This window comes from Paractinoplanes toevensis, from assembly GCF_018332695.1.
GTDB lineage: Bacteria > Actinomycetota > Actinomycetes > Mycobacteriales > Micromonosporaceae > Actinoplanes > Actinoplanes toevensis.
The window spans coordinates 45,318-68,102 of the sequence record NZ_BOQN01000059.1 but is presented as its reverse complement, the minus strand read 5'-3'; the positions used below and the strand labels follow the sequence as shown (position 1 = coordinate 68,102).

Here is a 22,785-nt window from a genome sequence, read left to right as displayed (position 1 = left end):
GGGCCGGGTACGACAGTTCGCGACGCGATTTCTCAGCGATCGACCGGGCTGAAATCCCAGACGTGCGGGGCGCGAGCCACCAGCTTCGCGGGCGGTGCCGGCAGGTTCTCCGGGCTGTTCCGCCACTTGGTGATCACCACGATGCGGTGGTCGGTCGACGAGTAGACATCGCTCGACACGTGTTGCGGCAGCACCTCCAACCGAGGCACCGCCACATCACAGACCCAGGTCAGCAGCTCATCGAAGCCACTCGCGTGGGCCCGCACCTCCCACATCCGTGCGATCATGTCCACTGCCTACTCCGTCACGCTGACCGTGGTCAATGACATTGCGGAATCCGCTGGCAGATCGAGACGACTCGGCGCCACACCCGCCGCGACCAGCCGGGAGCCGAGCGCCGCGACCATCGCACCGTTGTCCGTGCACAGTGCGGGACGCGGAACGCGTACCCGAATGCCGTGTTTTTCCGCTCTTTGTTCGGCCAGCACCCGCAGCCGCGAGTTGGCGGCGACGCCGCCCCCGATCACCAAGGTCTCCACCCCGTTGGCCCGGCAGGCATCGATGGCCTTGGCGGTGAGCACGTCGCAGACCGCCTCCTGGAAACTCGCCGAGACGTCGGCCACCGGCACCGGTTCGCCGTCCCGCTCACGAGCCTCCACCCAGCGGGCGACCGCGGTCTTCAGACCGGAGAAGGAGAAGTCGAAGCGGTGTGCGGCCTGGTCCTTCGAAGCGGTCAGGCCACGCGGGAAGGCGATCGCGGCCGGGTCGCCCGCACGCGCCCGCCGGTCGATCACCGGCCCGCCCGGGAAACCCAGCCCGAGCAGCCGGGCCACCTTGTCGAAGGCCTCACCGGCGGCGTCGTCGATGGTGGCGCCGAGCGGGGTCACCCCGTTGGCCAGGTCGTCGACCAGCAGCAGCGACGAATGGCCGCCGGACACCAGCATCGCGATCGCCGGTTCGGGCAGCGGGCCGTGTTCCAGGGTGTCGACGGCCACGTGCGCGGCGAGGTGGTTGACGCCGTACAGCGGTTTCTCGGCGGCCAGCGCGTACCCCTTGGCCGCGGCCACCCCCACCAGCAACGCACCCGCCAGGCCCGGCCCGCTGGTCACCGCGATGGCGTCGATGTCGGCGAGCGTGACACCCGCGTCGTCGAACGCACGCTGCATGGTCGGCACGATCGCCTCGAGGTGAGCGCGACTGGCCACCTCGGGCACCACCCCGCCGAACCGCGCATGCTGCTCCACACTGGACGCCAGCGCGTCGGCGAGCAGCGTGTGCCCGCGGACGATGCCGACACCGGTCTCGTCGCAGGAGGTCTCGATCCCGAGGACCAGGGGTTCGTCAGGCATCGCGCATCATCACCAGGGCGTCCGTGTTGCTGGGTTGGTAGTAACCGCGCCGGATCCCGACCGGCTCGAAACCGTAGGTCGCGTACAGCTGCTGGGCCGGCGCGTTATCGACCGCGACCTCCAGCAACGTCTGTTTGATACCGCGCCGCTCGGCCTCGCCGAGCAGCTTCTCCAGCATTTCCCGGCCGATGCCGCGGCGCTGGGCGGTGCGGCGCACCGCGATGTTCTGCACCCAGGCCTCGCCGTCGCTCACGGCGAGACCGGCGTAGCCGAGCAGCACCCCGTCGTCGAGCGCGACGATGTAGGAGTTGCGCTCGCGCTGGGCCAGCTCGTTCCAGAACATCGCCGGCGACCACTTCTCCGCGCCGAACAGATCTTCCTCGATGCCTAGCACCTCGGCGATGTGCCACCAGCGAAATCGTTCGATGTGCATCAGGTCAGCACGGTCTTTCGGCCGGTCGGTTCGACCGCGTCGGGACGCCGCAGGTAGAGCGGCGTGAGCGGCTCGCTCGGCGCGGCCTCGCGAATCCGCTCGGCCGCGAGAGCGACGAGGGCCGCGCCCGGCGGGTACAACAAATGCTCTTCCACCGGTACGCCGAACAGGTCCCCGTATTTCAGGCCGCCCTCGCCCGCCACCCGGTCGAACTCGCCGGTCACCTCGGCTGGTTTCGCCACCTCGGGACCGTCCACCCGCACACCGTCCAGATAGGTCGCGTAGTAGACCTCGCGGCGGCGCGCGTCGGTGGCGACCAGCACCCGCCCCGGCCCGGCCGCCCGGCCCAGCCCGTCCAGCGAGCACACCCCGTAGGTCGGGATGCCGAGCGCGTGCGCCATGCTCGCGGCCGTCGCCAGGCCGACCCGCAGCCCGGTGAACGGGCCCGGCCCGAGGCCCGCGACGATCGCGCCCAGATCGGCCGGGCGCACCCCGGCCTCGGCCAGCGCCGCCGCGATCTCGGGCGCCAACTTCTCGCCGTGCGCCCGCGGGTCGACGGTGCGCCGCTCGGCGATGCCGGACAGGCCGTCGGCGGTGACCTCCACCAGCGCGGCCGTGGACGCGGGCGTCGCGGTGTCGAGAGCTAGAACGAGCACGTGCCGACCCTAACGCGGGTCCCAGTCGACCAGCGGGCGACCGCCGTCGGCCAGGGCCTTGTTGGCTGCGCTGAACGGGCGGGCGCCGCGGAAGCCCTCCCGGTTGAGCGGGCTCGGATGCCCGGCCTCCAGCACGACGTGCGCCGGGTTGGTGACCAGCACGGCCTTCTTCTTCGCGTAGCCACCCCAGAGCAGGAACACCACCCGCTCGTCGCGGGCGTTCAGCGCCCGGATGGTGGCGTCGGTGAACGCCTCCCAGCCCTTGCCGGCATGCGACGCGGCCGCGCCGGCCCGGACCGTGAGCACCGCGTTGAGCAGCAGCACCCCCTGCCTGGCCCAGCCCGTGAGATCACCCGAGGTGGGCGGTGCGACGTTGGCGTCCTCGGCCAGCTCCTTGAAGATGTTGCGCAGCGACGGCGGGATGCGCACCCCCTCGCGCACGCTGAAGCTGAGCCCGTGCGCCTGGCCCGGCCCGTGGTACGGGTCCTGACCGAGGATCAGCACCCGGGTCTGCTCCGGCGGGCACAGCCGGTACGCCGCGAACAGGTCCTCGATCGGCGGGTAGACGGTGTGCGACGCGTACTCGCTCGCCACGAACGCACCCAGCGCGGCGGTCGCATCGGCGTCGAGGAAGGGCTCCAGCTCGGCACGCCACTGGGCCGGTAGAAGCTCGGGCAGGTTCACTGATTCCCCAATTCGTGGAGGCGGGCGGCCCAGTCACCGCCGTGCGGCACCAGTTCCACCACCCGGATGTCGTCGTCCAGCCGGTCGATGCGGACCTGCAGGTATTCGTCGTTGAGCTGCTCGACCAGTCCGTCGCCCCACTCGACGACCGTGACCGCGTCGTCGGCCGAGGCGTCCAGATCGAGGTCGTCGATCTCGGCGCGGGGGTCCGGCTTGTCACCGAGACGATAGGCGTCGGCGTGCACGAGCGGTGTGCGCCCCCGGTGCACCCGGGCGATCACGAAGGTCGGCGAGGTGATCGCGCCCACCACCTCGAGGCCGGCGCCGATGCCCTGCACCAGCGCGGTCTTGCCGGCGCCGAGCGGCCCGGTGAGCAGCACCAGGTCACCCGCGCGCAGGATGCCGGCGAGCCGGCGGCCGAAGGCCTTGGTGTCCTCGACGGTGGTCAGCTTCACGAGATCTTCTCCACGAACGGCACCAGTGCGGCGTTGACCTCGTCGGCCCGCTCCAGCATCACCACGTGCCCGCTGTTGTCCACCTTCACCAGCTTGGCGTCGGGAAGGTACTCCACGATCTCCTCGGATTGCGCGACCGGGGTCAGGTAGTCCTTGTCGCCGACGATGACCAGCACCGGCACGCCTCGCAGCGCGGCCAGCGCCGGGAAGCGGTTGTGCTGGTAGAGCGTGTTCAGGTATTTGGTGAGCGTCTCGACCGAGGTCTTGGAGTTCATCCCCTCCACGAAGGAGACCAACGACGGGCTCGGCTTCGCGTCGCCGAAGCCGTACCGCCGGGTCAGCAGCCAGGCCAGATCGCTGGAGACCAGCCGGGCCCGGTCGATCGCCCCACCGCCGAGGCGCGCGGCCCTGCCCCAGATCGGAAAGAACGGCGCGCTGGCCCGGGCCACCAGCGACGGCACCGCCAGCTTGGCCCGGTCGATCACCCGGGCTGAGGTGGAGATCAGCGCCACGCCGGTGACCCGATCGCCGAACCACTGCGAATACTGCTCGGCGAACGCCATGATCGTCATGCCGCCCATCGAGTGCCCGACCAGGATGATGTGCCCGTCCGGCACGGTCGCGTCGAGCACCGCGGCCAGCGACTTGCCGAGGCCGGCGATGTCGTAGTTGCCGGATTCGAGCTTGCCGGACCGTCCGTGCCCGGGCTGGTCGTAGAAGACCAGCCGGTGGTCGCCGCGCTCGGTGAACAGCTTGCGCTGGAAGTAGAACGTGCCCATGTCCAGCGCGAAGCCGTGCACGAAGACGACGGTCGGCTTGCCGGTGTCCCGTTTCGCCTCGACGATCTCGACGTGCAGATCGGTGCCGTCGGCCGCGGTGACCGTGAGCTCAACGTCGAACGGCAGGTCGGCGAAGGTCTCCTCGGCGTACGGATCGCCGGGCGCATTGACCGATCGGCGCACCAGTGCCCGCTCGACCGCGAACGCGGTGGCCAGCCCGGCCGCGACCACACCGACCGCGGCCCCGGCGATGCCGACCTGCTTGGCTCGCCGCCGCGGCACCCGCGGGCTCACGCCGGCACCCCGGCCGTACCGTCGTAGACCCTCGGCACCCGGGCGCTCCCGAACCGGGTGACGATCTCGTAGTTGATCGTGCCGACCACCTCGGCCCAGTCGTCCGCGGTCGGCCCGCCGTCGTCCCCGGGCCCGAACAGCGTCGCCACGTCGCCCGCCGACACCTGGTCGTCGCCGACGTCGAGCACGATCTGGTCCATGCAGACCCGGCCCGCCACCGTGCGGCGCTTGCCCGCCAACTGCACCGGCCCGGCGTTCGACCCGGCCCGCGGCACCCCATCGGCGTAGCCGAGCGGCACCAGCGCGAGCGTCGTCTCCCGCTCGGTGAAATAGGTATGCCCGTAGGAGACGCCCTGCCCGGCCGGGACCCGTTTGGTCTGCGCCACCCGGGCCCGCGCGGTCATGGCCGGCCGCAGCCCGAACTTCTCCCCCTCGATCGGCGACAGCCCGTACACCGCGATGCCCGGGCGGACCAGGTCGTAGTGAGCGTCCGGCCTGGTCAGGGTGGCCGCCGAGTTGGCGATGTGCCGATAGCGCGGGGTGATACCGAACCGCTCGGCCACCGCCAGCCCGTCGGCGAACTCGGCCAGCTGCCGATCGGTCGTCTCGTGTCCGAGCACATCCGCGTACACGAAGTGGCTCCACACCCCGACCACCTCGATGTCGCCGTCGGCCTGCGCCTTCGCCGCGGCCTCCAGCACGGCCGGCCATTCGGCCGGGGTCGCTCCGGCGCGCGCCAGGCCGGTGTCCAACTTCAGGTGTACGCGCGCGGTGCGCTCCGCGCGGCGAGCCGCCGTCACCAGTTCCTCGACCAGTTGGAGGCTGCTCGCACTGAGGTCGATGCCGGCCTCGACACCCTCGTGCAGCGCCAGGCCCGGGGAATGCAGCCAGGCCAGCACCGGCACATCGAGACCGGCTCGGCGCAGGGCCAGCCCCTCGTCGAGGGTCGCCACGCCGAGCCAGGTCGCCCCGCCGGCCAGCGCCGCCCGGGCGGACGGCAGCATGCCGTGCCCATACCCGTCGCCCTTCACCACCGCCATCACCTCGGCGCTGGTGCCGGCGCGCATCAGCGCCACGTTGTCCCGGATGGCGTCCAGATCGATCCGAACTTCGGCCTGCCACATGATTCCCAGCCTACTTTTCGCTAAGACCAACTCTGTTACGGCTGCTCGCGGCCCTGCTCGCCGCGCTCAGCCTGCTCGCCGCGCCCAGCCCGCTCGCCGCGCCCAGCCCGCTCAGGTCGCTCCGCTCGTCGCGAGCAGGTCGGCGAGGACCGGGCGTAGCGCCGCCGCCATATCCGGCGCGGTCACCGGGCCGGCCGTGGCCGCCCGCCGACCGGCCAGGCCGTGCACATAGGCCGCCGCGACCGCCGCCCGCTCGGCCGGCAGCCCGCCGGCCAGCAGCGACCCGAGCAGCCCGGCGAGCACGTCACCGCTGCCCGCCGTGGCCAGCACGGAACTGCCGGTCGGATTGACCCACACCTCACCGCCCGGGGTCGCCACGATCGTTCGGTCACCCTTGAGCAGCACCACCGCGTTGATCCAGGCGGCCAGCTTGCAGGCGGCGCCGACCCGGTCGGCACCGGGCGCCTCACCGGCCAGCCGCTTGAACTCCCCGTCGTGCGGCGTGATCACCAGTGGCGCATCCCGCCGCAGGTCCTCGGCGTGTGAACCGTCGACCAGCAGGGTCAGCGCGTCGGCGTCGAGGACCACCGGCAAGGACGAGGCCAGCACGATGCGCAGGGTGCGGCGCGACTCGTCGTCGGTGCCCAGCCCGGACCCGCACAACCACGCCTGCACCCGGCCCGCATCACCCGGCCGGGGCACCGCCACCACCGACGGGTGTGCCCGGACCACCTCCTCGTGCGCGCTGCCGGCGTAGCGCACCATGCCGGTCGGCCCGGCCAGCGCGCCGCTCACCGACAGCAGCGCGGCCCCGGGGTATTTCGCCGAGCCGGTCGCGATGCCCACGACTCCGCGGGTGTACTTGTCGGAGGCCGGCCCGGTCCGCGGCCACCACTCGGCTATGTCGGCGGCGTCCGGCACCCGGACCGCCGGGTCGGCGCGCAGCACCGGACCGAGACCGATGTCGACCAGCTCCACCTGGCCGCACCGCACCGCCGCCGCACCGAGGACGTGGGCCGGTTTGAGGCAGCCGAAGGTGACCGTGACATCGGCCGTGACCGCCTCGCCCGGCACATCGCCGGTGTCCACCGCGACGCCGCTCGGCACGTCCACCGCGACCACCACCGGCCGCCCGCCGGCCCGGTCACGCAGGTCACCCAGCCGGGCGACCAGCTCGATGGCAGGCGAGCGCAGGCCGCCGCTCGCGCCGATGCCCACGATGCCGTCGAGCACCAGGTCGGCCCGGGACGGGAGCTCACGTACGGTGAAACCGCCGGCCGCCCGCAGCGCGCCGAGCGCCGCCAGATGGACCCGGTCGGGCCGCAGCAGCAGCGCGCGCACCTGGGCACCGCGCCGGGCCAGCGCCGCACCGGCATAGAGCGTGTCGCCACCGTTGTCACCGCTGCCCACCAGCAGCAGAACGCGCGCGCCGTAGACGCCGCCACCCTCCTCGAGCAGCAGCGCGCAGCGCCGGGCCAGACCGGTCGCGGCCCGCTGCATCAGCGTGCCCTCCGGCAGCGAGGCCATCAACGTCTTCTCGGCCGCGCGCACATCCGCGACCCGCCATGCCTGTCGCATCAGCCCTCCATTGCCCTCGGTGTGATGCCAAAGGTTTTAGGCCCCGGGTACGACAGTTTCGCGTCCCTGCTGCTCAGGACTCCGCGACCACCATCGCCGAGGCGATCCCGCCGTCGTGCGAGAGCGAGAGGTGCCACCGGGTGACTCCCCGCTCCGTCGCGGCGGCGGCGACCGTACCGGAAACGGTCAACCACGGGCGGCCGTCCGGATCGGAGACGATCTCGCAGTCGTGCCAGCGCATCCCGGCCGGGGCGCCGAGCGCTTTCGCCACCGCCTCCTTCGCCGCGAACCGCGCGGCGAGGGACTCGGCCGAGCGCGGATTGCCGGAGCCGGTCAGCCGCTCGCCCTCGGTGAAGAGCCGATCCGCGAGCAACGGAGTCCGGTCGAGGGCCCGGGCGAAGCGATCCACCAGGACAACATCGATACCGACAGCCACGATCACGGCCCAACCCTATCGGTAGCCGATGGTCGACGCTGCGGCGTAACGCACGCCCAGGCGGTGCGCAAGGGGCTGTGGACAACCCGGCCGCACCCGCCTCCACCGCCGTCCACAGCCGCACCCGGCGCCGATCCCCGGCGCCTAACGTCGGCGCATCCCCCGGGGCTGGTGCGCACGAGCCTCCCCGTTGCCGCATGGAGGTTGCCGATGAATCCCGATCTCGAGGTCGACACCGAAGAGCTGCGCCGCGCCGCCTCCGCCCTGGCCGGCACGGCGGCCGAGGTGACCGCCGGGATGTCGGAGATGCCCCCGTCCCAGCAGACCCCGCGCTGGCGGACGGCCGACGCCGCAGCCCTGGCCGCCGAGGCGGCCCGCCGGCAGCTCGCCCTGCTCGGCGCCGACATCGACGAGACCGCCCGGCGTATGACGACCGCCGCCGAGGCGTACGAATTGGCCGACGCCCGCGCCACCACCCGCCTCCGGTCGTTCCGATGACCGCCGTGGTCTATGCGCGGCTGCGGGTGACCGATCCGAGCCGGTGGCGAGCCATAGCCCTGTCCTGGCGGCGCTGGGCCGCCATGGCCGGCCGGCTGGCCGCCGACCTCACCGTCAAGATGTCCCGCACCGCTGCCGTGTGGTCCGGGACCGCGGCTTCGGCCGCGCTGGCCCGAGTGGCCGCGCTGCGCCGTCGCCTCGTGCTGTTCCGCGTGCTCTGCTGGCAGGCCGACCAGGCGGCGAGCGAGTTCGCGGCGGCCATGGAACGGGCCCGGGAGTTACTGGCCCGGGCCGGTCGCCACGGCGTGACCATCGACCACGAAGGCGTCGTCGATCCGCCCGGTGATCCCACCGCCGCGACCGAGGTGTCGGCCGCCATCGACGTGGCAGCGCGCGCCGACGACCGCGCGGCCGAGCGGCTGGACCGCCTGCGAGCCGCAGCCCAGCAGCCCGCCGCGCCACCACCGGCCCGGCCCTCCTGCGCGGCGTCGCCGGCCGAGGTGAGCCGGTGGTGGGCCGGTTTGACCGCGGCCGAACGGCAGTGGCTGCTGGCCACCGAGCCGTCCTGGCTCGGCCCGCTGGACGGCATCCCGGCCGCCGACCGAGACGCCGCCAACCGCCTGTTGCTGGAGGAACGGCGGACCGAGGTGGAGCGAGCGGCCGGCACGGCCACCGGCGCCGAGCGAGGCCGGCTGCGCGAGATCCGATATGGGCTCGACGCCCTCGCCGACCGGCTGGCCGACGGCGACGGCCCGCGGGCCTATCTGTTGCGGTTCGACGAGCGCGAGGAGGGCCGCGCCGTGGTGGCGCTCGGCGACCCCGACCGGGCCGACAGCGTGGTCACCCACGTGCCCGGGATGACCGCCGGCCTGGCGTCATTCGGCGGCGAACTGTCCCGGGCGGCCCGGGTGGCCGAGCGTGCCACCGAGCTGTCCCCCGCCACGCAGACCAGCGCGGTGCTGTGGCTCGACTACGACGCGCCCGATTTCGTCGACGAGGCCGCAAGCGCCCGCCGGGCGGAGGCCGGTGCTCCGGCGTTGCGCCGATTCCTGGAGGGCCTGCGGGCGACCGAGGACGGATCGCCGGCCCGGCAGACCCTGGTCGGGCACAGCTACGGCTCGGTGGTCGTGGGCAAGGCGGCCACGACGGCCGGCCTCGCCGCCGACGACGTGGTGTTCGTCGGCTCCCCCGGCGTGGGCGTCGATGCGGCCCGTGACCTGGCGGTCCCCGCCGGCCATGTCTGGTCGTCGACCGCACACAGCGACGTCATCCAGTACGCGGCGCCGGCCCCCGGCTCCCTGCTGCGAAGGCTCGAGCTGGCCGGCGCCGTCCCGATTGTCGGCCCGGCCTTGGCCTTCGGCCGCCCTCACCAGGACCTGTGGTTCGGCCACAACCCGAGCGACCCGTCGTTCGGCGCCCGCACGTTCGCGAGCAGCGCCGACGGCGGCCACCTGGGCTATTGGGACCACGGAAGCCCGTCCCTGGACGCGCTCGCGTCGATCACGCTGGGCACCGCCCGATGAGCCCACCGAGACCCGCCTTGGGCGTCGCCAAGCGAACCCCCACGAAACCGGCGCAGAAGGGCCGAGGACCACCCGGCAGGCGGGCCGGGCCCACCCGGGCCCGGATGGGCGGACACGCCCCGGGCCCGGTGAGCGGCACACGCCCGGCGCGGATGGGCGGGTGCGCCCGCGAGGGCGGGTGCGCCCGCGAGGGCGGGTGCGCCCGCGAGGGCGGGTGCGCCCGCGAGGGCGGGTGCGCCCGCGAGGGGCGGGACACGCCCGGGAGGGCGGGGCATGTGGACAGCCGGGGAGGCCGCCCGCCCGGGCGGTTGCGACGAGCTGTCGCGGGCTATTCGACGGTGACGGACTTCGCCAGGTTCCGGGGCTGGTCCACGTCGAGGCCTCGCGCCGCGGCGATCTCGCAAGCCAGGATCTGCAGCGGGACCGTGGTCATCAGCGGGGCCAGCAGGGTGGGCGTGCTCGGCACCGGGATCAGGTGGTCGGCGTAGGCGCGGACACCCTCGTCGCCCTCCTCGGCGATGACGATGGTGCGGGCGCCGCGGGCGCGCACCTCCTGGATGTTGGAGACCACCTTGTCGCGCATGACGCCGCGGCCGGCCGGGGACGGCACCACGCAGACCACCGGGGTGCCCTCGTCGATCAGGGAGATCGGGCCGTGCTTCAGCTCGCCGGCGGCGAAGCCCTCGGCGTGCATGTAGGCGAGCTCCTTGAGCTTGAGCGCGCCCTCGAGCGCCACCGGATAACCCACGTGCCGGCCGATGAACAGCACCGTCGACGCCGTCTTGAGGTCACGGGCCAGGGCGCGCACGTCCTCCATCTGGCCGAGCAGGGTGCGCAGGCTGTCCGGCGTGCTCTGGAGTTTCTCGACGACGGCTGCGACCTCGTCCGCATACATGACGCCGCGGATCTGGGCCAGGTGCAGGCCGATGAGGTAGCAGGCGACGAGCTGGGTGAGGAAGGCCTTGGTGGAGGCCACCGCGATCTCGGGGCCGCCGTGCGTGTAGAGCACGGCGTCGGACTCGCGCGGAATGGTCGAGCCGTTGGTGTTGCAGATGGCCAGCACACGCGCCTTCTGCTCCTTGGCGTGCCGCAGCGCCATCAGCGTGTCCATGGTCTCGCCGGACTGGCTGATCGTGATCACCAGGGTCGAGCGGTCCAGGATCGGGTCGCGGTAGCGGAACTCGCTGGCCAGTTCCACCTCGCAGGGGATGCGGGTCCAGTGCTCGATCGCGTACTTGGCGACCATGCCGGCGTGGTAGGAGGTGCCGCAGGCCACGATGAAGACCTTGTCGACGTCGCGCAGGTCCTGGTCGGTCAGGCGCACCTCGTCGAGGATGATCTCGCCGCGGTCGGAGAGGCGGCCCAGCAGGGTTTCGGCGATGGCGTCCGGCTGGTCGGCGATCTCCTTCAGCATGAAGTAGTCGTAACCGCCCTTCTCGGCGGCCTTCGCGTCCCAGTCGATGTGGAATTCCTTGCCCTCGGCGGGCTCGCCGTCGAAGCCGGTGATCTCGATGCCGGCCGGGGTGATCAGCACGACCTGGTCCTGGCCCAGCTCGATCGCTTCCCGGGTGTGCTCGATGAACGCCGAGACGTCGCTGGCCAGGAAGTTCTCCCCCACGCCGCGGCCGACCACGAGCGGCGAGTTGCGCCGGGCGGCGACCACCGCGTCGGGCACGTCGACGTCGACGGCCAGCAGCGTGAAAGCGCCCTCGAGCCGGCGGACCGTGCGGCGCATGGCGTCGGCCAGCAGTTGCGGGCCGGCGGCGGCACCGGCCTCGCGCAGCGTGCGCATCTCGGCGGCGAGCAGGTGGGCCGCGCACTCGGTGTCGGTGTCGCTGGCGAACTCGACGCCGGTCGCCTCCAGCTCGGCGCGCAGCCGGGAGAAGTTCTCGATGATGCCGTTGTGGATGACGGCGACCCGCCCGTCGGCGGAGAGGTGCGGGTGCGCGTTACGGTCGGTCGGGCCACCGTGGGTGGCCCACCGGGTGTGCCCGATGGCCGTGGTGCCGGAAGCGATGTTGTCGCCGTTCCGCTCGGCCAGGGCCTTTTCCAGGTTGGCCAGCTTGCCGGCCTTCTTCTCGGTCAGAACGGTGCCGTCGTCGACGATGGCGACGCCGGCGGAGTCGTAACCGCGGTATTCCAGTCGCCGAAGTCCGTCGAGAACGATGCTGAGCGCCGGACGACCGCCGACGTAACCCACGATGCCACACATGAGGGGCAGCGTAACCGACGACCGCTCATCCCGCATGCTCGGGAGACACCCTTTCGAGCATGCGATTTGCTCGAAAGGGTGTCCATGAATTGACCGATCGCCCGGTACCGGCGATGGCCCGGTGGCGCCGCTGGCGTACCGTCAGCTAGCGCGCCGAACCCGGGAGAGCAGCTTGACCGACCAGCCGAACAACCAGCAGCCGGGCAGCACCCCGGACCCCTCGGCCGCGCCGCCGCCCAGTCCGGACGGCACGAGTTCGCCGGTCTCCGGCCAGCCCTGGTCGACCCCGTCCGGCGACTCATGGTCCCCCGAGCCCTACCGGCCGCCGAGCGCCCCGCAGCCACCGTCGTACTCCCCGGGCTACGCCCCGATCCCGCCACCGCCCGGATACGAGCAGACGCCCGGATACCCGCCGACGTCGCAGTTCCCGCCGGTCAACTACGCACCGGCCGGCTACGCACCCGACTACGGCCACCCGGTGCCACCGGACGGCTACGGCGGCTATCCACCGCCGGGCTACCCGCCGACCGGCTACCCACCGCCCCAGCCGCCGCCCCGCCGCAGCAGCGCCCCGATCATCGCGGTGATCCTGGCGGTCGCGCTGCTGCTCTGCGGCGGCATCGCCACGGCCGGCCTGCTGATCGCGCGCGGCGTCAAGGACAAGGCCGCCGAGGCGGTCGGCGACCTGCCGACGGCGGTGCCCGAGCTGCCGGGCCTGCCCACCGACCTGCCGACCGACGGCCCGGACGGCACCGGCCGGCAGATCACCTTCACGTACGAGGTGACCGGCGACGGCCCGGCGTCGATCATCTACGTGGAGAAGATCGGCGAGGCGCCGAAGCGGCTGGAGAACGTGAAGCTGCCGTGGAAGTTCACCGGTAAGGCCGAGATCCCGGCCCTGCTGTCGATCGTCGTCGTCCGGATCGACACCAGCGAGGGCTCGGTGAGCTGCCGGGCGCTGGTCGACGGTGACGAGGTCAAGAAGAACGAGTCGGGCCAGTCGAACTTCGCGACCGCCAACTGCACCCAACTGGTCCTGGAGTGAGATGACGGCCGATCCGCTGGTCGAGCGCATGCGGGCGTTCGGCACCACGATCTTCACCGAGATGTCCGCCCTGGCCGTGCGCACCGGCTCGATCAACCTGGGGCAGGGCTTCCCGGACACCGACGGGCCGCCGGAGATGCTGGCGGCCGCCGCCGAGGCGCTGCGGAACGGGGCGAACCAGTACCCTCCGCTGCCCGGCATCCCCGTCTTACGGCAGCAGATCACCGCGCACGAGCAGCGTTTCTGGGGCCTGAGCCGGGACCCGGACACCGAGGTCGTGGTGACCGCGGGAGCCACCGAGGCGATCGCCGCCGCGATCCTGGGATTGTGCGAGAGCGGCGACGAGGTCGTCACGTTCGAGCCGTACTACGACTCGTACGCGGCAAGCATCACCCTGGCCGGCGCCGTGCGACGGCCCGTCACCCTTCGCCCGGGCCCGCAGGGCCGATATGTCTTCGACGAGGCCGAGCTGCGCGCGGCCTTCGGCCCGCGCACCCGCCTGGTGCTGCTCAATTCGCCGCACAACCCGACCGGCAAGGTCTTCACCCGCGCCGAGCTCACCCTGATCGCCGATCTCTGCCAGGAATTCGACGCGTACGCCGTGACCGACGAGGTCTACGAGCACCTGGTCTTCACCGACGCGACCGAGCCGCACACGCCGCTCGCCACGCTGCCCGGCATGCGCGAGCGCACACTGCGCATCTCCTCGGCCGGCAAGACGTTCTCCTGCACCGGGTGGAAGGTGGGCTGGGCGACCGGCCCGCGCGAGCTGGTCTCCACGGTGCAGCGGGTCAAGCAGTTCCTCACGTTCGTGAACGCGGGCCCGCTGCAGCCGGCCGTGGCGGTCGCGCTCGGCCTGCCGGACAGCTACTTCACCGAGTTCCGGGCGACCCTGCAGGCTCGCCGCGACCGTCTGGTGGCGGGCCTGACCGAGGCCGGTTTCGTGGTTCAGCCGTCCGAGGGCACCTACTTCGTGACCGCCGACATCACGCCGCTGGGCGGAACGGACGGCGCCGACTTCTGCCGGCAACTGCCCGGGCGGTGCGGCGTCGTCGCGGTGCCCACCCAGGTCTTCTACGACCACAAGGACGAGGGCAGGCACCTGATCCGGTTCGCTTTCTGCAAGCGCGAAGAGGTGATCGACGAGGCGGCCAAGCGCCTCGCGGCGATCTAGGCGGCGGGGCTGGCCGAGCTGACCTCGGCGGCGATCCGCTCGGCTACGGCCCGGGCCTGGTCCTCGGTGGCGGCCTCGACCATCACCCGGACGAGCGGCTCGGTGCCGGAGGGGCGCAGCAGCACCCGGCCGGTCTCCCCCAGCTCGTCCTCGGCCAAGGCCACGGCGGCCTGCACGGTGGGCGCGGCCGCGCCGGCTTCCCGATCGCCGACCCGCACGTTGATCAGCACCTGCGGCAACTTGTGCACCACGGAGGCCAGGTCGGCCAGTGACTTGCCGCTGCCGGCCAGCTGGGCCATCAGGTGCAGGCCGGTGAGGACGCCGTCGCCGGTGGTGGCGAACTCGGGCATGACGATGTGCCCGCTCTGCTCGCCGCCCAGGGCGAATCCGCCGGCGTTCAGCTCCTCCAGGACGTACCGGTCGCCGACCTTCGCCTCGATCATCGTGATGCCGGACTGCTTCATCGCGAGCTTCAGGCCGAGGTTGCTCATCACGGTCGCCACCAACGTGTCGTCGGTGAGGGTGCCGGCGTCCCGCATGGCGAGCGCGAGGATCGCCATGATCTGGTCGCCGTCGACGATGTCACCCGATGCGGTGACGGCCAGACAGCGGTCGGCGTCACCGTCGTGCGCGATGCCCAGGTCGGCGCCCTCGGCGAGGACCCGGTCCCGCACCTTCTCCATGTGGGTGGAACCACAGTCTTCGTTGATGTTGAGACCGTCCGGGTCGGCGTGGATCGCGATGACCTCGGCGCCGGCCTCCTCGTACGCGATCGGCCCGACCTCGCTGGCCGCACCATTAGCGCAGTCGACCACGACCTTGATGCCCTCGAGCCGGTTCGGCGTGGCGGCGACCAGGTGCTTGATGTAGTGCTCGGCCCCGTCGAGCAGGTCGTTGACCCGGCCGATGGCTCCGCCGGTGGGCCGCCCGATCACCCCGTGCCCGTCCTCGACGGCCTGCTCGATCCGCGCTTCCAACTCGTCCGGCAGCTTGGTCCCGCCGGCGGCGAACAGCTTGATGCCGTTGTCCGGCATCGGGTTGTGCGAGGCGGAGAGCATCACGCCCAGGTCGGCGTTGGTCTGCGCGACCAGGTAGGCCACGGCGGGCGTGGGCAGCACGCCGACCCGGACGACGTTGGCTCCGGCGCTGGTCAGCCCGGCGACCACGGCGGCCTCGAGCATCTCGCCGCTGGCCCGCGGGTCGCGCCCGACGATCGCGAGCGGCTGGTGGCTGGTGTCGCTCTCGACCAGGACCCGGGCCGCGGCGACCGCGACGGACAGGGCCAGCTCCGGGGTCAGGTCGCCGTTTGCGAGCCCGCGCACACCGTCGGTACCGAACAGTCGCCCCATGGCGGCTTCCTTTCGAGGGAACGAATGCAAAACGGCCGGGCCCGCTCCCCCACGAACGAGGAGCGAACCCGGCCGCCTGTAAAGCGATCAGCGCTTCGAGTACTGCGGAGCCTTACGGGCCTTCTTGAGGCCGTACTTCTTGCTTTCCTTGACGCGGGAGTCCCGGGTGAGGAAGCCGGCCTTCTTGAGGGCCGGGCGGTCGTCCGGTTCGTTCGCGATGAGCGCCCGGGCGATGCCGAGGCGGAGCGCACCGGCCTGGCCGGTGATGCCGCCGCCGCGGAGGTTGGCGATGACGTCGAACTGCTCGGCCTTCTCGGCGATGCTCAGCGGCTCACGGATGAGCTGCTGGTGCACCTTGCTCGGGAAGTAGGCCTCGAGGTCGCGACCGTTACAGGTGATCTTGCCGGTGCCGGGGATGAGACGCACCCGGACGATGGCCTCCTTGCGGCGGCCGACGGTCTGGATCGGACGGTCACCGGGACGCGGGGCGCGGACCGGGGCCGGCGCGGGCGTCTCGACGACGACGACCGTCTCAGCGGGCTCCTCGACGGTCTCGACGACCTCGGGCTCGATGATGTCGGACATGCTGCTGCCTTCTCCCGCGCTCACTGCGCGATCTGGGTGATTTCGAACGGCTGGGGCTGCTGAGCGGCGTGCGGGTGCTCAGCGCCCGGGTAGACCTTCAGCTTCTTGATGATCTGCCGCGCGAGCTTGTTGTGCGGGAGCATGCCCTTGACGGCCAGCTCGATCGCCTTCTCGGGGCGCTTGGTGAGCAGCTCCTCGTAGCCGATCTGCTTGAGGCCACCCGGGTAGCCCGAGTGCCGGTAGGCGACCTTGGTCTGCCGCTTGTTACCGGTGAGAGCCACCTTGCCCGCGTTGATGATCACCACGTAGTCGCCGGTGTCGACGTGCGGAGCGAAGGTCGGCTTGTGCTTACCGCGCAGAAGGGTCGCGGTGTGGGTAGCCAGGCGGCCCAGAACGACGTCGGAAGCGTCGATAATGTGCCACTGACGCTCGATCTCACCCGGCTTCGGGCTGTACGTACGCACAGAATTACCTTGTCTTGTCGTCGGTCTGGGGTCGCGCGCTGGTCGCGCTCGAGAAGAGCGCGAACGGCTGTCACACAACAGCAGGCAACAATACCCGGCCGCGCGACTCGTGGTCAAAACGAGGTGTCCCCAGACCTCCGGAGAGCGGTGGACCCCCAACGATATGCCCAACAAGCATACTCCGCCCTCCCGACGCACCCGACTCCGGGATACAAGGTCATCCAGGTCACAGATCAATGCGTCTTAGCAGGCTTGAAACAAACGGGACGCCGAGCCGAAATTCCCCACCGGCACGCTTCCAGCCATGACCAATGGTGCGCACCCCTCGACGACGCGGGCTGAGCGTAGCCTTCGCGGGCGTCGACGGCGCACTATGGATAGGCCACCGTCAGGGTTGAGGACGGACCTGACGGTGACCGCCGGACCTTATCGGTCTGGCGAGGAGAAGTCGCGGTGTGCGCCGAGCGGAGGTACGGCGGAGATCGCAAGCGTGACATGGGAGCGGGTCGACGCTGAGGACGGCGGACTCCGAGCGTGCCCTTCGGTGGACCGTTTGGCCACGCCGCGACTTCTCGAAATCAAAGTGGCCCCCGCGGGATGACCGACCGCGCGGGGGGATCGCGACGGACGGTGATCACTGCGGCCGCCCTGGCTGAGCCGACCGCCTCATTGTCCGGTTACACCGTCGGCGTGACCGCCGACCGGCGCCGCGACGAGCTGGCCGGCCTGCTGGAGAGCCGGGGCGCCCGGGTGGTGCTGGCTCCGGCCCTGCGGATCGTCCCGATCGCGGATGACGCCGAACTCAAGGCCGCCACCCGAGCCTGCCTCGATCATCCGCCCGACATCGTGCTGGTCAACACCGGTATCGGCATGCGCGGCTGGCTGGAGGCCGCCGAGGGCTGGGGCCTGGCCGAGCCGCTGCGCGCCGCGCTGGCCCGCGCCTATCTGGTCGCCCGCGGCCCCAAGGCCCGCGCCGCGATCCGCTCGGCCGGCCTGCACGACCAGTGGTCCCCCGAGGGGGAGAGCTACGAGGAGGTCGTCGACCACCTCAAGGCCCGCGGCATCGCCGGTCTGACGGTCGCGCTCCAGCTGCACGGGGAGAGCCAGCCGGAATACACCGAGGCCTTGGAGGCCGCCGGGGCCCGGGTGATCGAGGTGCCGGTCTACCGCTGGGCGGCTCCGACCGACCCGGCCCCGCTGCATCGGCTCGTCGACCTCATCACCGGCCAGTTGGTGGACGCGGTCACCTTCACCTCGGCGGCGGCCGTCACGGCCCTCCTGCGGGCCGCGGGGCCCGGTGCCGACGGTCTGCTGGACGCGCTGCGCACGAACGTTCTGGTGGCCTGTGTGGGCCCGGTGACGGCGGCCCCGCTGAAGAGGCACGACATCCCGGTCGCGGCACCGGCGCGGGCCCGGCTGAGCGCCCTGGTCCGCACGATCGTCGAGGAACTGCCGAAGCGGGCGGTCTCCCTCGAGGTGGCCGGCCATTCGCTGACCCTGCGCGGCCATGCTGCGGTCGTCGACGGCGATCTGCGGCCACTCGCTCCGGCGCCGATGGCCGTGCTGCGGGCGCTGGCCGCCACGCCCGGCCGGGTGCTGTCCCGGGCGGCGCTGCTGCACGCTCTCCCCCGGGGCGCCGACGAGCACGCGGTGGAGATGGCGGTGGCCCGCCTCCGAGCCGGCCTGGGCGCTCCCGGGGTGGTTCAAACGGTGGTCAAGCGGGGCTACCGACTGCCGAACTAGCCGACGACAGCCGGATAACCCCCGGACTGCTCGGCCACCAGGGTGGCCATCGCGTGCTCCACCACCTGCACCAGGACCGCCTTGACCGACTCGCGGTGGCGGGCGTCACACATCACCAGGGGTACGTGCGGGGGGATCGCCAACGCCTCACGCACCTCGTCCGGCTCGTAGCGCGGCGCGCCGTCGAAGCAGTTGAGGGCCACGATGTACGGCAGGTGCCGGTTCTCGAAGTAGTCCAGCGGCGCGAACGCGTCCGCGATGCGGCGGGTGTCGACCAGGACCGCGGCGCCCACGGCACCCCGGATGAGCTCGTCCCACATGAACCAGAAGCGGGTCTGCCCGGGCGTGCCGAAGAGGTAGAGGATCAGGTCATCGGCCATGGTGATACGGCCGAAGTCCATCGCCACCGTGGTGGTCTCCTTGCCGGGCACCTTGGACGCGTCGTCGACGCCCTGACCGGCCGAGGTCATCAGCGCCTCGGTGGTCAGCGGTTCGATCTCGGAGACCGCGCCGACGAGCGTCGTCTTGCCGACGCCGAAGCCGCCCGCAATCACGATCTTCGCGGAGGTGATCTCCCTGGGTTGCGCCCCCGCCCGCTCAGAGCTTGCGAAGTCCACTCAACACCCTTTCCAGCAGATCCATCCGCTCCGTGAAGCCCTTCTTGGGAGCGGCGCTGTGCAACGACAGCAGTCCGTCGGCGACCATGTCCGCGACCAGCACCCGCGCCACGCCCAGCGGTTGCCGGGTGAACGCGGAGAGCTCGGCCAGGGACTGTGGCTTGGCCTCGCAGAGCACCGCGATGCGGTACTTGTCATGCCCGGCGAACCGAGCCTCTTGTACGGCGGCCTGGCTGGCTACCAGGATCGCCTCGATCGGAATGTCACGGCGTGGCTCGGTCCGTCCGCGGGTGACCGCGTACGGGCGAACCAGGTTGCCCCGTGGGTCCTGTGGCTGCCCCATGACACGATCACCCCCTTTCCGACGGCCGGCGGCTAATGACTGACGGTCTCGCGGGGAGCCGGCGTCAGCGCGGCACCCACTCGCTCAACGAGCAGCGCCATCTCGTAGCCGACCTGGCCCACGTCGCAGCTCCGCGCGGCGAGCACGCCCATCGACGAGCCGTCGCTGACCGACATGAGGAAGAGGTAGCCGCTCTCCATCTCGATGATGGTCTGCTGGACGGCGCCGGCGTTGAACATCCGCGACGCGCCCTCGGTCAGGCTGACCACGCCGGAGGCGATGGCGGCGAGCTGGTCGGCACGGTCGGCCGGCAGATCGCGGGATGAGGCCAGCAGCAGGCCGTCCGCCGAAACCGCCACGACGTGGGCGATGCCGGCAACGCTGTTGGCGAAGTTGTTGAGCAGCCAGCCCATGTCATGCATGGTGGGGGGCCTGGTCACTGGTCCTTCTCCTTAGCTTCGAGGGCGGTCTCGGCACTGCCGTCCGTCCGTCCGCGCTGCACGCCACGGTGGTACGCGGACAGGAGTCCGCGGACCTCGTCGGGGCTGCGACGGTTCTGGTTGCGCGGGCCGCTCTGCACGCCGCCGGGCACCAATTGTGCCTGCGGTACGCGCTTGGGCAGTCCGGAGCGGGTAGTGCCGGCGTCGACCGGTTCGGCAGCCGCCATTGCGCGGTGCCATCCCTCGTCCGCCGCCGTCTTCCATCGATCCTCGGCCGCCGGGCGCGGCTTCGGAATCGATGATCCATTGTGCCCGGTTGCCGCCGGAGCGGGTGCGGGCGGTGCCACCGGCGCGGGCGCCGGCTTCGTCTCCGGAGCAGCGGCCGGAGCCGCAGCGGCAGCCGGGACGGGAGCCGCAGCCGGAGGAGCCACCGGCGAGCCGGTCGCAGCGGCGGTGGGCGGGCCGGAGTTGGGCGGGCCGGAGTTGGGCGGCGGGGCGTACCCGGCGGTGGGCATCCCCCACTCCTCCGGGGCCGAACCCTCGTGGTTGCGGAACCAGCTCTGCTGCATCTCCACGAAGATCGGCGAGTCGGTCCGTTCCTCGGCCTGGACCGGCATCTCCTGGATCGGCACCGGCGGCATCGCGGCCAGGGCGGCCCCCCAGCTGCCCGAGTCCGGCTGTGCCGGCGCCGGTGTCGGCGCCATCGGCGACGGCGTCACCGGGGTCTGCGTCATCGGGGTGAAGCCGTTCATGCCGCCCGTCGCGGTGACCGGCTGGGCCACCCGGGTGGGCAGCGGCGGCCGGTTCGGCGTGGGTGCGGCCTCGGTCGCCGGGCGCTGCGAGGGGAACATCGGCAGCTGCGGGTGGCTGGGCGCGGCCGGTGCGGACACCTGCTGCTCGCGCTGCTCGCGCCACGGGTCGGGCGCGATCGCCGGCAGCGTGGCGGTGGCGGTCCGGGCGGCCATCGAGTCCCAGCCGCCGCTCGGCGCGGAACCCAGCTCCGGGAACTGCCCGCTGCCGGGGAGCTGCCCGTCCCGCCGGCTCGCCACGACCACGATGCTGCTGGGCAGGATCACCTGGGCAACCGTGCCGCCCTCGAGGTTGGCGCGCAGCTCGACCCGGATGCCGTACCGGCTGGCGAGCCTGCCGACCACGGCCAGGCCCATCAGCCGGAACGCGGCCACGTCGACGTTGGGTGTCTCGGAGAGCCGCCGGTTGAGCTGGTCCATCTGTTCCTCGGACATGCCGAGGCCGCGGTCCTCCACCTGGATCACCACGTAGTCGCGGATGCGCCGGGCGTCGGCGACCACGGTGGTGGTGGGCGGGGAGAACCGGGTGGCGTTGTCGAGCAGCTCGGCGACCAGCCGGACGACGTCGTTGACGGCGAGCGCCGCGATGGCGATGTCGGTGTCGACCGTGCCGAACTCGATGCGGTTGTAGAGCTCGACCTCGGACTGGCTGGCCCGCAGAGCGTCGACCAGCAGCGCGTCCTCGCGACGCGGCGGGCTGGAGTCGGCGCCCGCCAGCACCAGGAGGTTTTCGTCGTTGCGGCGCATCCGGGTGGCGAGGTGGTCGAGCTCGAAGAGCCGGGCCAGTCGCTTCGGGTCCTCCTCGGTGCGCTCGATGCTGTCCAGCTCGCCGATCATCCGGTCGACCAGGGACTGCGAGCGGCGGGCCAGGTTCAGGAACATGGCCGAGACGGTGGTGCGCAGCGCGGCCTGTTCGGCCGCGATCCGGACCGCTTCCCGGTGTACGACGTTGAAGGCCTGGCCGACCTGACCGATCTCGTCGCGGCTGTTGAGCCGGATCGGGTCCCGCAGTTGCCGGACGATCTCGTCGGCGCCGCTCTCGCCCAGGGTCCGGGCGTCGCGCAGCCGGGCCACGGCGTCGGGCAGGTCGCGGTTGGCCACTGCGAGCGCGCCCTCGCGCAGCCGGCGCAGCGACAGGTTGAGCGACCGGGCCAGGATCACCGCGAGCGAGATGGCGACGATCAGCACGAGAACGACCAGCGCGGCCTCGAGCGCGGCCTGCCGGACCACCGAGTCCGCCTCGTCGCCGGCCAGCTTGAGGTCGTCCGACTCGAGTTCCTGCTCGGCCCAGCGCATCAGGTCGACGACCGCGCCGAAGGACTGGATGATCTCTTCGGACGGGACGGTCACGCCCCGGCCGAGCTGGATGGAGACCTGGTCGGCCAGGTTGACCGCGTCACCGGTGACCACGTTGTCCACCAGGGACTGCTGCGCGGTGTTCGCGAACGCGGCGAACGTGAGCAGACCCTCCTGCTGGCTGGTCTGGGCCGTGATGAACGCGGTGCGCTGCTCGGCACTGAGGTCGCCGGAGACCAGGGCGGAGTAGGAGAGCGCCTCGAGATCGGCGGCGCCGGCCTTGGCCTTGGCGAAGGCACTGGTGGCGCGCAGGCCGTCGCCGACCTCGTCGTCGCCCGCGTACTGGCTGACCGCCTCGCCGTAGCCGAGCAGGTCGGTGAGGACCACGCCGTAGCGCGACATGGCCTCGGCGACGCCGAGGCCCTCGCGCTGGCTCACCTGGTTGCGGGTGGCGTTGAGGGTGTTCAGGTTGTCGTCGATCTGGACGAGCCGGGCCTGCACCGCCTCGGCCGGTTCGTCGAGCGCCCGGCGGTGTCCGCGGTAGATCTCGATCTCGGCGTCGGTGGCCTTGACCCGGGCGGTGTACGACTCGACCTTGCCGCCGGGGGTGGCGAGGTATGCGGCGGCGGCCATCCGCTCGCCGTGCAGCAATTGGGTCAGCGTCGAGACGTCGGTGCCGACCTCGGCGAGTTTCTCGACCTGACCGGCCTCGGTGGCGCGCTGACTGACATCGACCAGGCGAGCGGTGGCGAGCACGACAACCGCGGCCAGCGGTACGAACAGGATGAGAGCCAGCTTGGCGCGGATCCGTGCGTCCCGAAGCCGGGGAAATACACCACGGCGCGCCACCTGGGTCGAAGATCCGGTGCTCACGACTTCTCCTCCGTGGTCTTCCCCGT

23 protein-coding genes are annotated in these 22,785 nt (G+C 71.9%); 5 read left to right on the top strand and 18 right to left on the bottom strand.

Annotated elements, in window-relative coordinates; translation table 11 throughout:
- Positions 1-32 precede the first annotated feature (32 nt).
- From Ato02nite_RS22480 to Ato02nite_RS22435, 10 genes are all read right to left on the bottom strand, one after another.
- A complete protein-coding gene (locus tag Ato02nite_RS22480) occupies positions 33-287 on the bottom strand; it encodes a hypothetical protein (RefSeq protein ID WP_213008558.1) in 255 nt (84 codons plus the stop codon).
- Between the two features lie 9 nt (positions 288-296).
- Positions 297-1,349, bottom strand: a complete 1,053-nt coding sequence (tsaD, locus tag Ato02nite_RS22475; protein ID WP_213008557.1) for a tRNA (adenosine(37)-N6)-threonylcarbamoyltransferase complex transferase subunit TsaD — start codon at positions 1,347-1,349, stop codon at positions 297-299.
- Positions 1,342-1,782, bottom strand: coding sequence for a ribosomal protein S18-alanine N-acetyltransferase (gene rimI / locus Ato02nite_RS22470; protein WP_213008556.1), 441 nt, complete (start codon positions 1,780-1,782; stop codon positions 1,342-1,344). The genes tsaD and rimI overlap by 8 nt, the downstream gene beginning before the upstream one ends.
- Positions 1,782-2,438, bottom strand: a complete 657-nt coding sequence (gene tsaB, locus Ato02nite_RS22465; protein ID WP_213008555.1) for a tRNA (adenosine(37)-N6)-threonylcarbamoyltransferase complex dimerization subunit type 1 TsaB — start codon at positions 2,436-2,438, stop codon at positions 1,782-1,784. Before tsaB ends, rimI begins: the two co-directional genes overlap by 1 nt.
- A 9-nt stretch (positions 2,439-2,447) precedes the next feature.
- Positions 2,448-3,122 carry a uracil-DNA glycosylase gene (gene ung, locus Ato02nite_RS22460; RefSeq protein ID WP_213008554.1) on the bottom strand — a complete coding sequence of 225 codons (675 nt, stop codon included), beginning with the start codon at positions 3,120-3,122 and terminating at the stop codon, positions 2,448-2,450.
- Positions 3,119-3,577, bottom strand: coding sequence for a tRNA (adenosine(37)-N6)-threonylcarbamoyltransferase complex ATPase subunit type 1 TsaE (tsaE, locus tag Ato02nite_RS22455; RefSeq protein ID WP_213008553.1), 459 nt, complete (start codon positions 3,575-3,577; stop codon positions 3,119-3,121). Before tsaE ends, ung begins: the two co-directional genes overlap by 4 nt.
- Entirely contained in the window at positions 3,574-4,650 is a 1,077-nt protein-coding gene (locus Ato02nite_RS22450; RefSeq protein ID WP_213008552.1) for an alpha/beta fold hydrolase, read from the bottom strand. Before Ato02nite_RS22450 ends, tsaE begins: the two co-directional genes overlap by 4 nt.
- Positions 4,647-5,774, bottom strand: coding sequence for an alanine racemase (gene alr / locus Ato02nite_RS22445; protein WP_213008551.1), 1,128 nt, complete (start codon positions 5,772-5,774; stop codon positions 4,647-4,649). Before alr ends, Ato02nite_RS22450 begins: the two co-directional genes overlap by 4 nt.
- Positions 5,775-5,885: 111 nt before the next feature.
- Positions 5,886-7,352: an NAD(P)H-hydrate dehydratase gene (locus Ato02nite_RS22440; protein ID WP_213008550.1), complete on the bottom strand. Its 1,467-nt coding sequence runs from the start codon at positions 7,350-7,352 to the stop codon at positions 5,886-5,888.
- Between the two features lie 73 nt (positions 7,353-7,425).
- A complete protein-coding gene (locus Ato02nite_RS22435) occupies positions 7,426-7,794 on the bottom strand; it encodes a holo-ACP synthase (RefSeq protein ID WP_203803012.1) in 369 nt (122 codons plus the stop codon).
- A gap of 204 nt (positions 7,795-7,998) precedes the next feature.
- Between Ato02nite_RS22435 and Ato02nite_RS22430 the strand changes: the two genes are divergently transcribed.
- Together Ato02nite_RS22430 and Ato02nite_RS22425 are read left to right on the top strand one after the other, a co-directional pair.
- The gene (locus Ato02nite_RS22430) at positions 7,999-8,286 is read left to right on the top strand and encodes a type VII secretion target (RefSeq protein ID WP_213008549.1); all 288 of its coding nucleotides are present in this window, start codon (positions 7,999-8,001) and stop codon (positions 8,284-8,286) included.
- Complete coding sequence (locus tag Ato02nite_RS22425) at positions 8,283-9,809, top strand: alpha/beta hydrolase (protein WP_213008548.1); 1,527 nt, start codon at positions 8,283-8,285, stop codon at positions 9,807-9,809. Before Ato02nite_RS22430 ends, Ato02nite_RS22425 begins: the two co-directional genes overlap by 4 nt.
- A gap of 328 nt (positions 9,810-10,137) precedes the next feature.
- Here the strand turns inward: Ato02nite_RS22425 and glmS are convergent, their stop codons facing one another.
- Positions 10,138-12,021, bottom strand: coding sequence for a glutamine--fructose-6-phosphate transaminase (isomerizing) (gene glmS / locus Ato02nite_RS22420; RefSeq protein ID WP_213008547.1), 1,884 nt, complete (start codon positions 12,019-12,021; stop codon positions 10,138-10,140).
- A gap of 172 nt (positions 12,022-12,193) precedes the next feature.
- On the opposite strand from glmS, the gene Ato02nite_RS22415 reads away from it, so the two are divergent.
- Both Ato02nite_RS22415 and Ato02nite_RS22410 read left to right on the top strand, forming a co-directional pair.
- The gene (locus Ato02nite_RS22415; protein WP_213008546.1) at positions 12,194-13,066 is read left to right on the top strand and encodes an MmpS family transport accessory protein; all 873 of its coding nucleotides are present in this window, start codon (positions 12,194-12,196) and stop codon (positions 13,064-13,066) included.
- A gap of 1 nt (position 13,067) precedes the next feature.
- Positions 13,068-14,240: a pyridoxal phosphate-dependent aminotransferase gene (locus Ato02nite_RS22410; RefSeq protein WP_213008545.1), complete on the top strand. Its 1,173-nt coding sequence runs from the start codon at positions 13,068-13,070 to the stop codon at positions 14,238-14,240.
- Here Ato02nite_RS22410 and glmM read toward each other — a convergent pair.
- The 3 genes from glmM to rplM all read right to left on the bottom strand — a co-directional run bounded on the left by glmM (position 14,237) and on the right by rplM (position 16,638).
- Positions 14,237-15,589: a phosphoglucosamine mutase gene (glmM, locus tag Ato02nite_RS22405; protein ID WP_213008544.1), complete on the bottom strand. Its 1,353-nt coding sequence runs from the start codon at positions 15,587-15,589 to the stop codon at positions 14,237-14,239. The genes Ato02nite_RS22410 and glmM overlap by 4 nt on opposite strands.
- Positions 15,590-15,676: 87 nt before the next feature.
- Complete coding sequence (gene rpsI / locus Ato02nite_RS22400; RefSeq protein ID WP_246607307.1) at positions 15,677-16,174, bottom strand: 30S ribosomal protein S9; 498 nt, start codon at positions 16,172-16,174, stop codon at positions 15,677-15,679.
- 20 nt (positions 16,175-16,194) lie between these two features.
- On the bottom strand, positions 16,195-16,638 hold the full coding sequence (gene rplM, locus Ato02nite_RS22395) for a 50S ribosomal protein L13 (protein ID WP_213008543.1): 444 nt from the start codon (positions 16,636-16,638) through the stop codon (positions 16,195-16,197).
- A 630-nt stretch (positions 16,639-17,268) separates the two neighbouring features.
- On the opposite strand from rplM, the gene Ato02nite_RS22390 reads away from it, so the two are divergent.
- Positions 17,269-18,381, top strand: coding sequence for a uroporphyrinogen-III synthase (locus Ato02nite_RS22390; protein ID WP_438873062.1), 1,113 nt, complete (start codon positions 17,269-17,271; stop codon positions 18,379-18,381).
- On the opposite strand, the gene Ato02nite_RS22385 is transcribed toward Ato02nite_RS22390, so the two are convergent.
- The 4 genes from Ato02nite_RS22385 to Ato02nite_RS22370 are packed head-to-tail and all read right to left on the bottom strand — an operon-like array spanning position 18,378 to position 22,759.
- Positions 18,378-18,998 carry a GTP-binding protein gene (locus tag Ato02nite_RS22385; RefSeq protein WP_203803034.1) on the bottom strand — a complete coding sequence of 207 codons (621 nt, stop codon included), beginning with the start codon at positions 18,996-18,998 and terminating at the stop codon, positions 18,378-18,380. The two genes, Ato02nite_RS22390 and Ato02nite_RS22385, sit on opposite strands and share 4 nt — an antisense overlap.
- Positions 18,979-19,341 carry a DUF742 domain-containing protein gene (locus Ato02nite_RS22380; RefSeq protein WP_213008541.1) on the bottom strand — a complete coding sequence of 121 codons (363 nt, stop codon included), beginning with the start codon at positions 19,339-19,341 and terminating at the stop codon, positions 18,979-18,981. Before Ato02nite_RS22380 ends, Ato02nite_RS22385 begins: the two co-directional genes overlap by 20 nt.
- A gap of 32 nt (positions 19,342-19,373) precedes the next feature.
- Complete coding sequence (locus Ato02nite_RS22375) at positions 19,374-19,781, bottom strand: roadblock/LC7 domain-containing protein (RefSeq protein ID WP_213008540.1); 408 nt, start codon at positions 19,779-19,781, stop codon at positions 19,374-19,376.
- The gene (locus Ato02nite_RS22370; protein ID WP_213008539.1) at positions 19,778-22,759 is read right to left on the bottom strand and encodes a sensor histidine kinase; all 2,982 of its coding nucleotides are present in this window, start codon (positions 22,757-22,759) and stop codon (positions 19,778-19,780) included. Before Ato02nite_RS22370 ends, Ato02nite_RS22375 begins: the two co-directional genes overlap by 4 nt.
- Positions 22,760-22,785: the final 26 nt, after the last annotated feature.

Bases quoted from the DNA above. Each gene is read 5' to 3' on its own strand.
- Ato02nite_RS22480 (WP_213008558.1), bottom strand. From the start codon at position 287: ATGATCGCACGGATGTGGGAGGTGCGGGCCCACGCGAGTGGCTTCGAT.
- tsaD (WP_213008557.1), bottom strand. From the start codon at position 1,349: ATGCCTGACGAACCCCTGGTCCTCGGGATCGAGACCTCCTGCGACGAG.
- rimI (WP_213008556.1), bottom strand. From the start codon at position 1,782: ATGCACATCGAACGATTTCGCTGGTGGCACATCGCCGAGGTGCTAGGC.
- alr (WP_213008551.1), bottom strand. From the start codon at position 5,774: ATGTGGCAGGCCGAAGTTCGGATCGATCTGGACGCCATCCGGGACAAC.
- Ato02nite_RS22440 (WP_213008550.1), bottom strand. From the start codon at position 7,352: ATGCGACAGGCATGGCGGGTCGCGGATGTGCGCGCGGCCGAGAAGACG.
- Ato02nite_RS22430 (WP_213008549.1), top strand. From the start codon at position 7,999: ATGAATCCCGATCTCGAGGTCGACACCGAAGAGCTGCGCCGCGCCGCC.
- Ato02nite_RS22425 (WP_213008548.1), top strand. From the start codon at position 8,283: ATGACCGCCGTGGTCTATGCGCGGCTGCGGGTGACCGATCCGAGCCGG.
- glmS (WP_213008547.1), bottom strand. From the start codon at position 12,021: ATGTGTGGCATCGTGGGTTACGTCGGCGGTCGTCCGGCGCTCAGCATC.
- Ato02nite_RS22410 (WP_213008545.1), top strand. From the start codon at position 13,068: ATGACGGCCGATCCGCTGGTCGAGCGCATGCGGGCGTTCGGCACCACG.
- glmM (WP_213008544.1), bottom strand. From the start codon at position 15,589: ATGGGGCGACTGTTCGGTACCGACGGTGTGCGCGGGCTCGCAAACGGC.
- rpsI (WP_246607307.1), bottom strand. From the start codon at position 16,174: ATGTCCGACATCATCGAGCCCGAGGTCGTCGAGACCGTCGAGGAGCCC.
- Ato02nite_RS22380 (WP_213008541.1), bottom strand. From the start codon at position 19,341: ATGGGGCAGCCACAGGACCCACGGGGCAACCTGGTTCGCCCGTACGCG.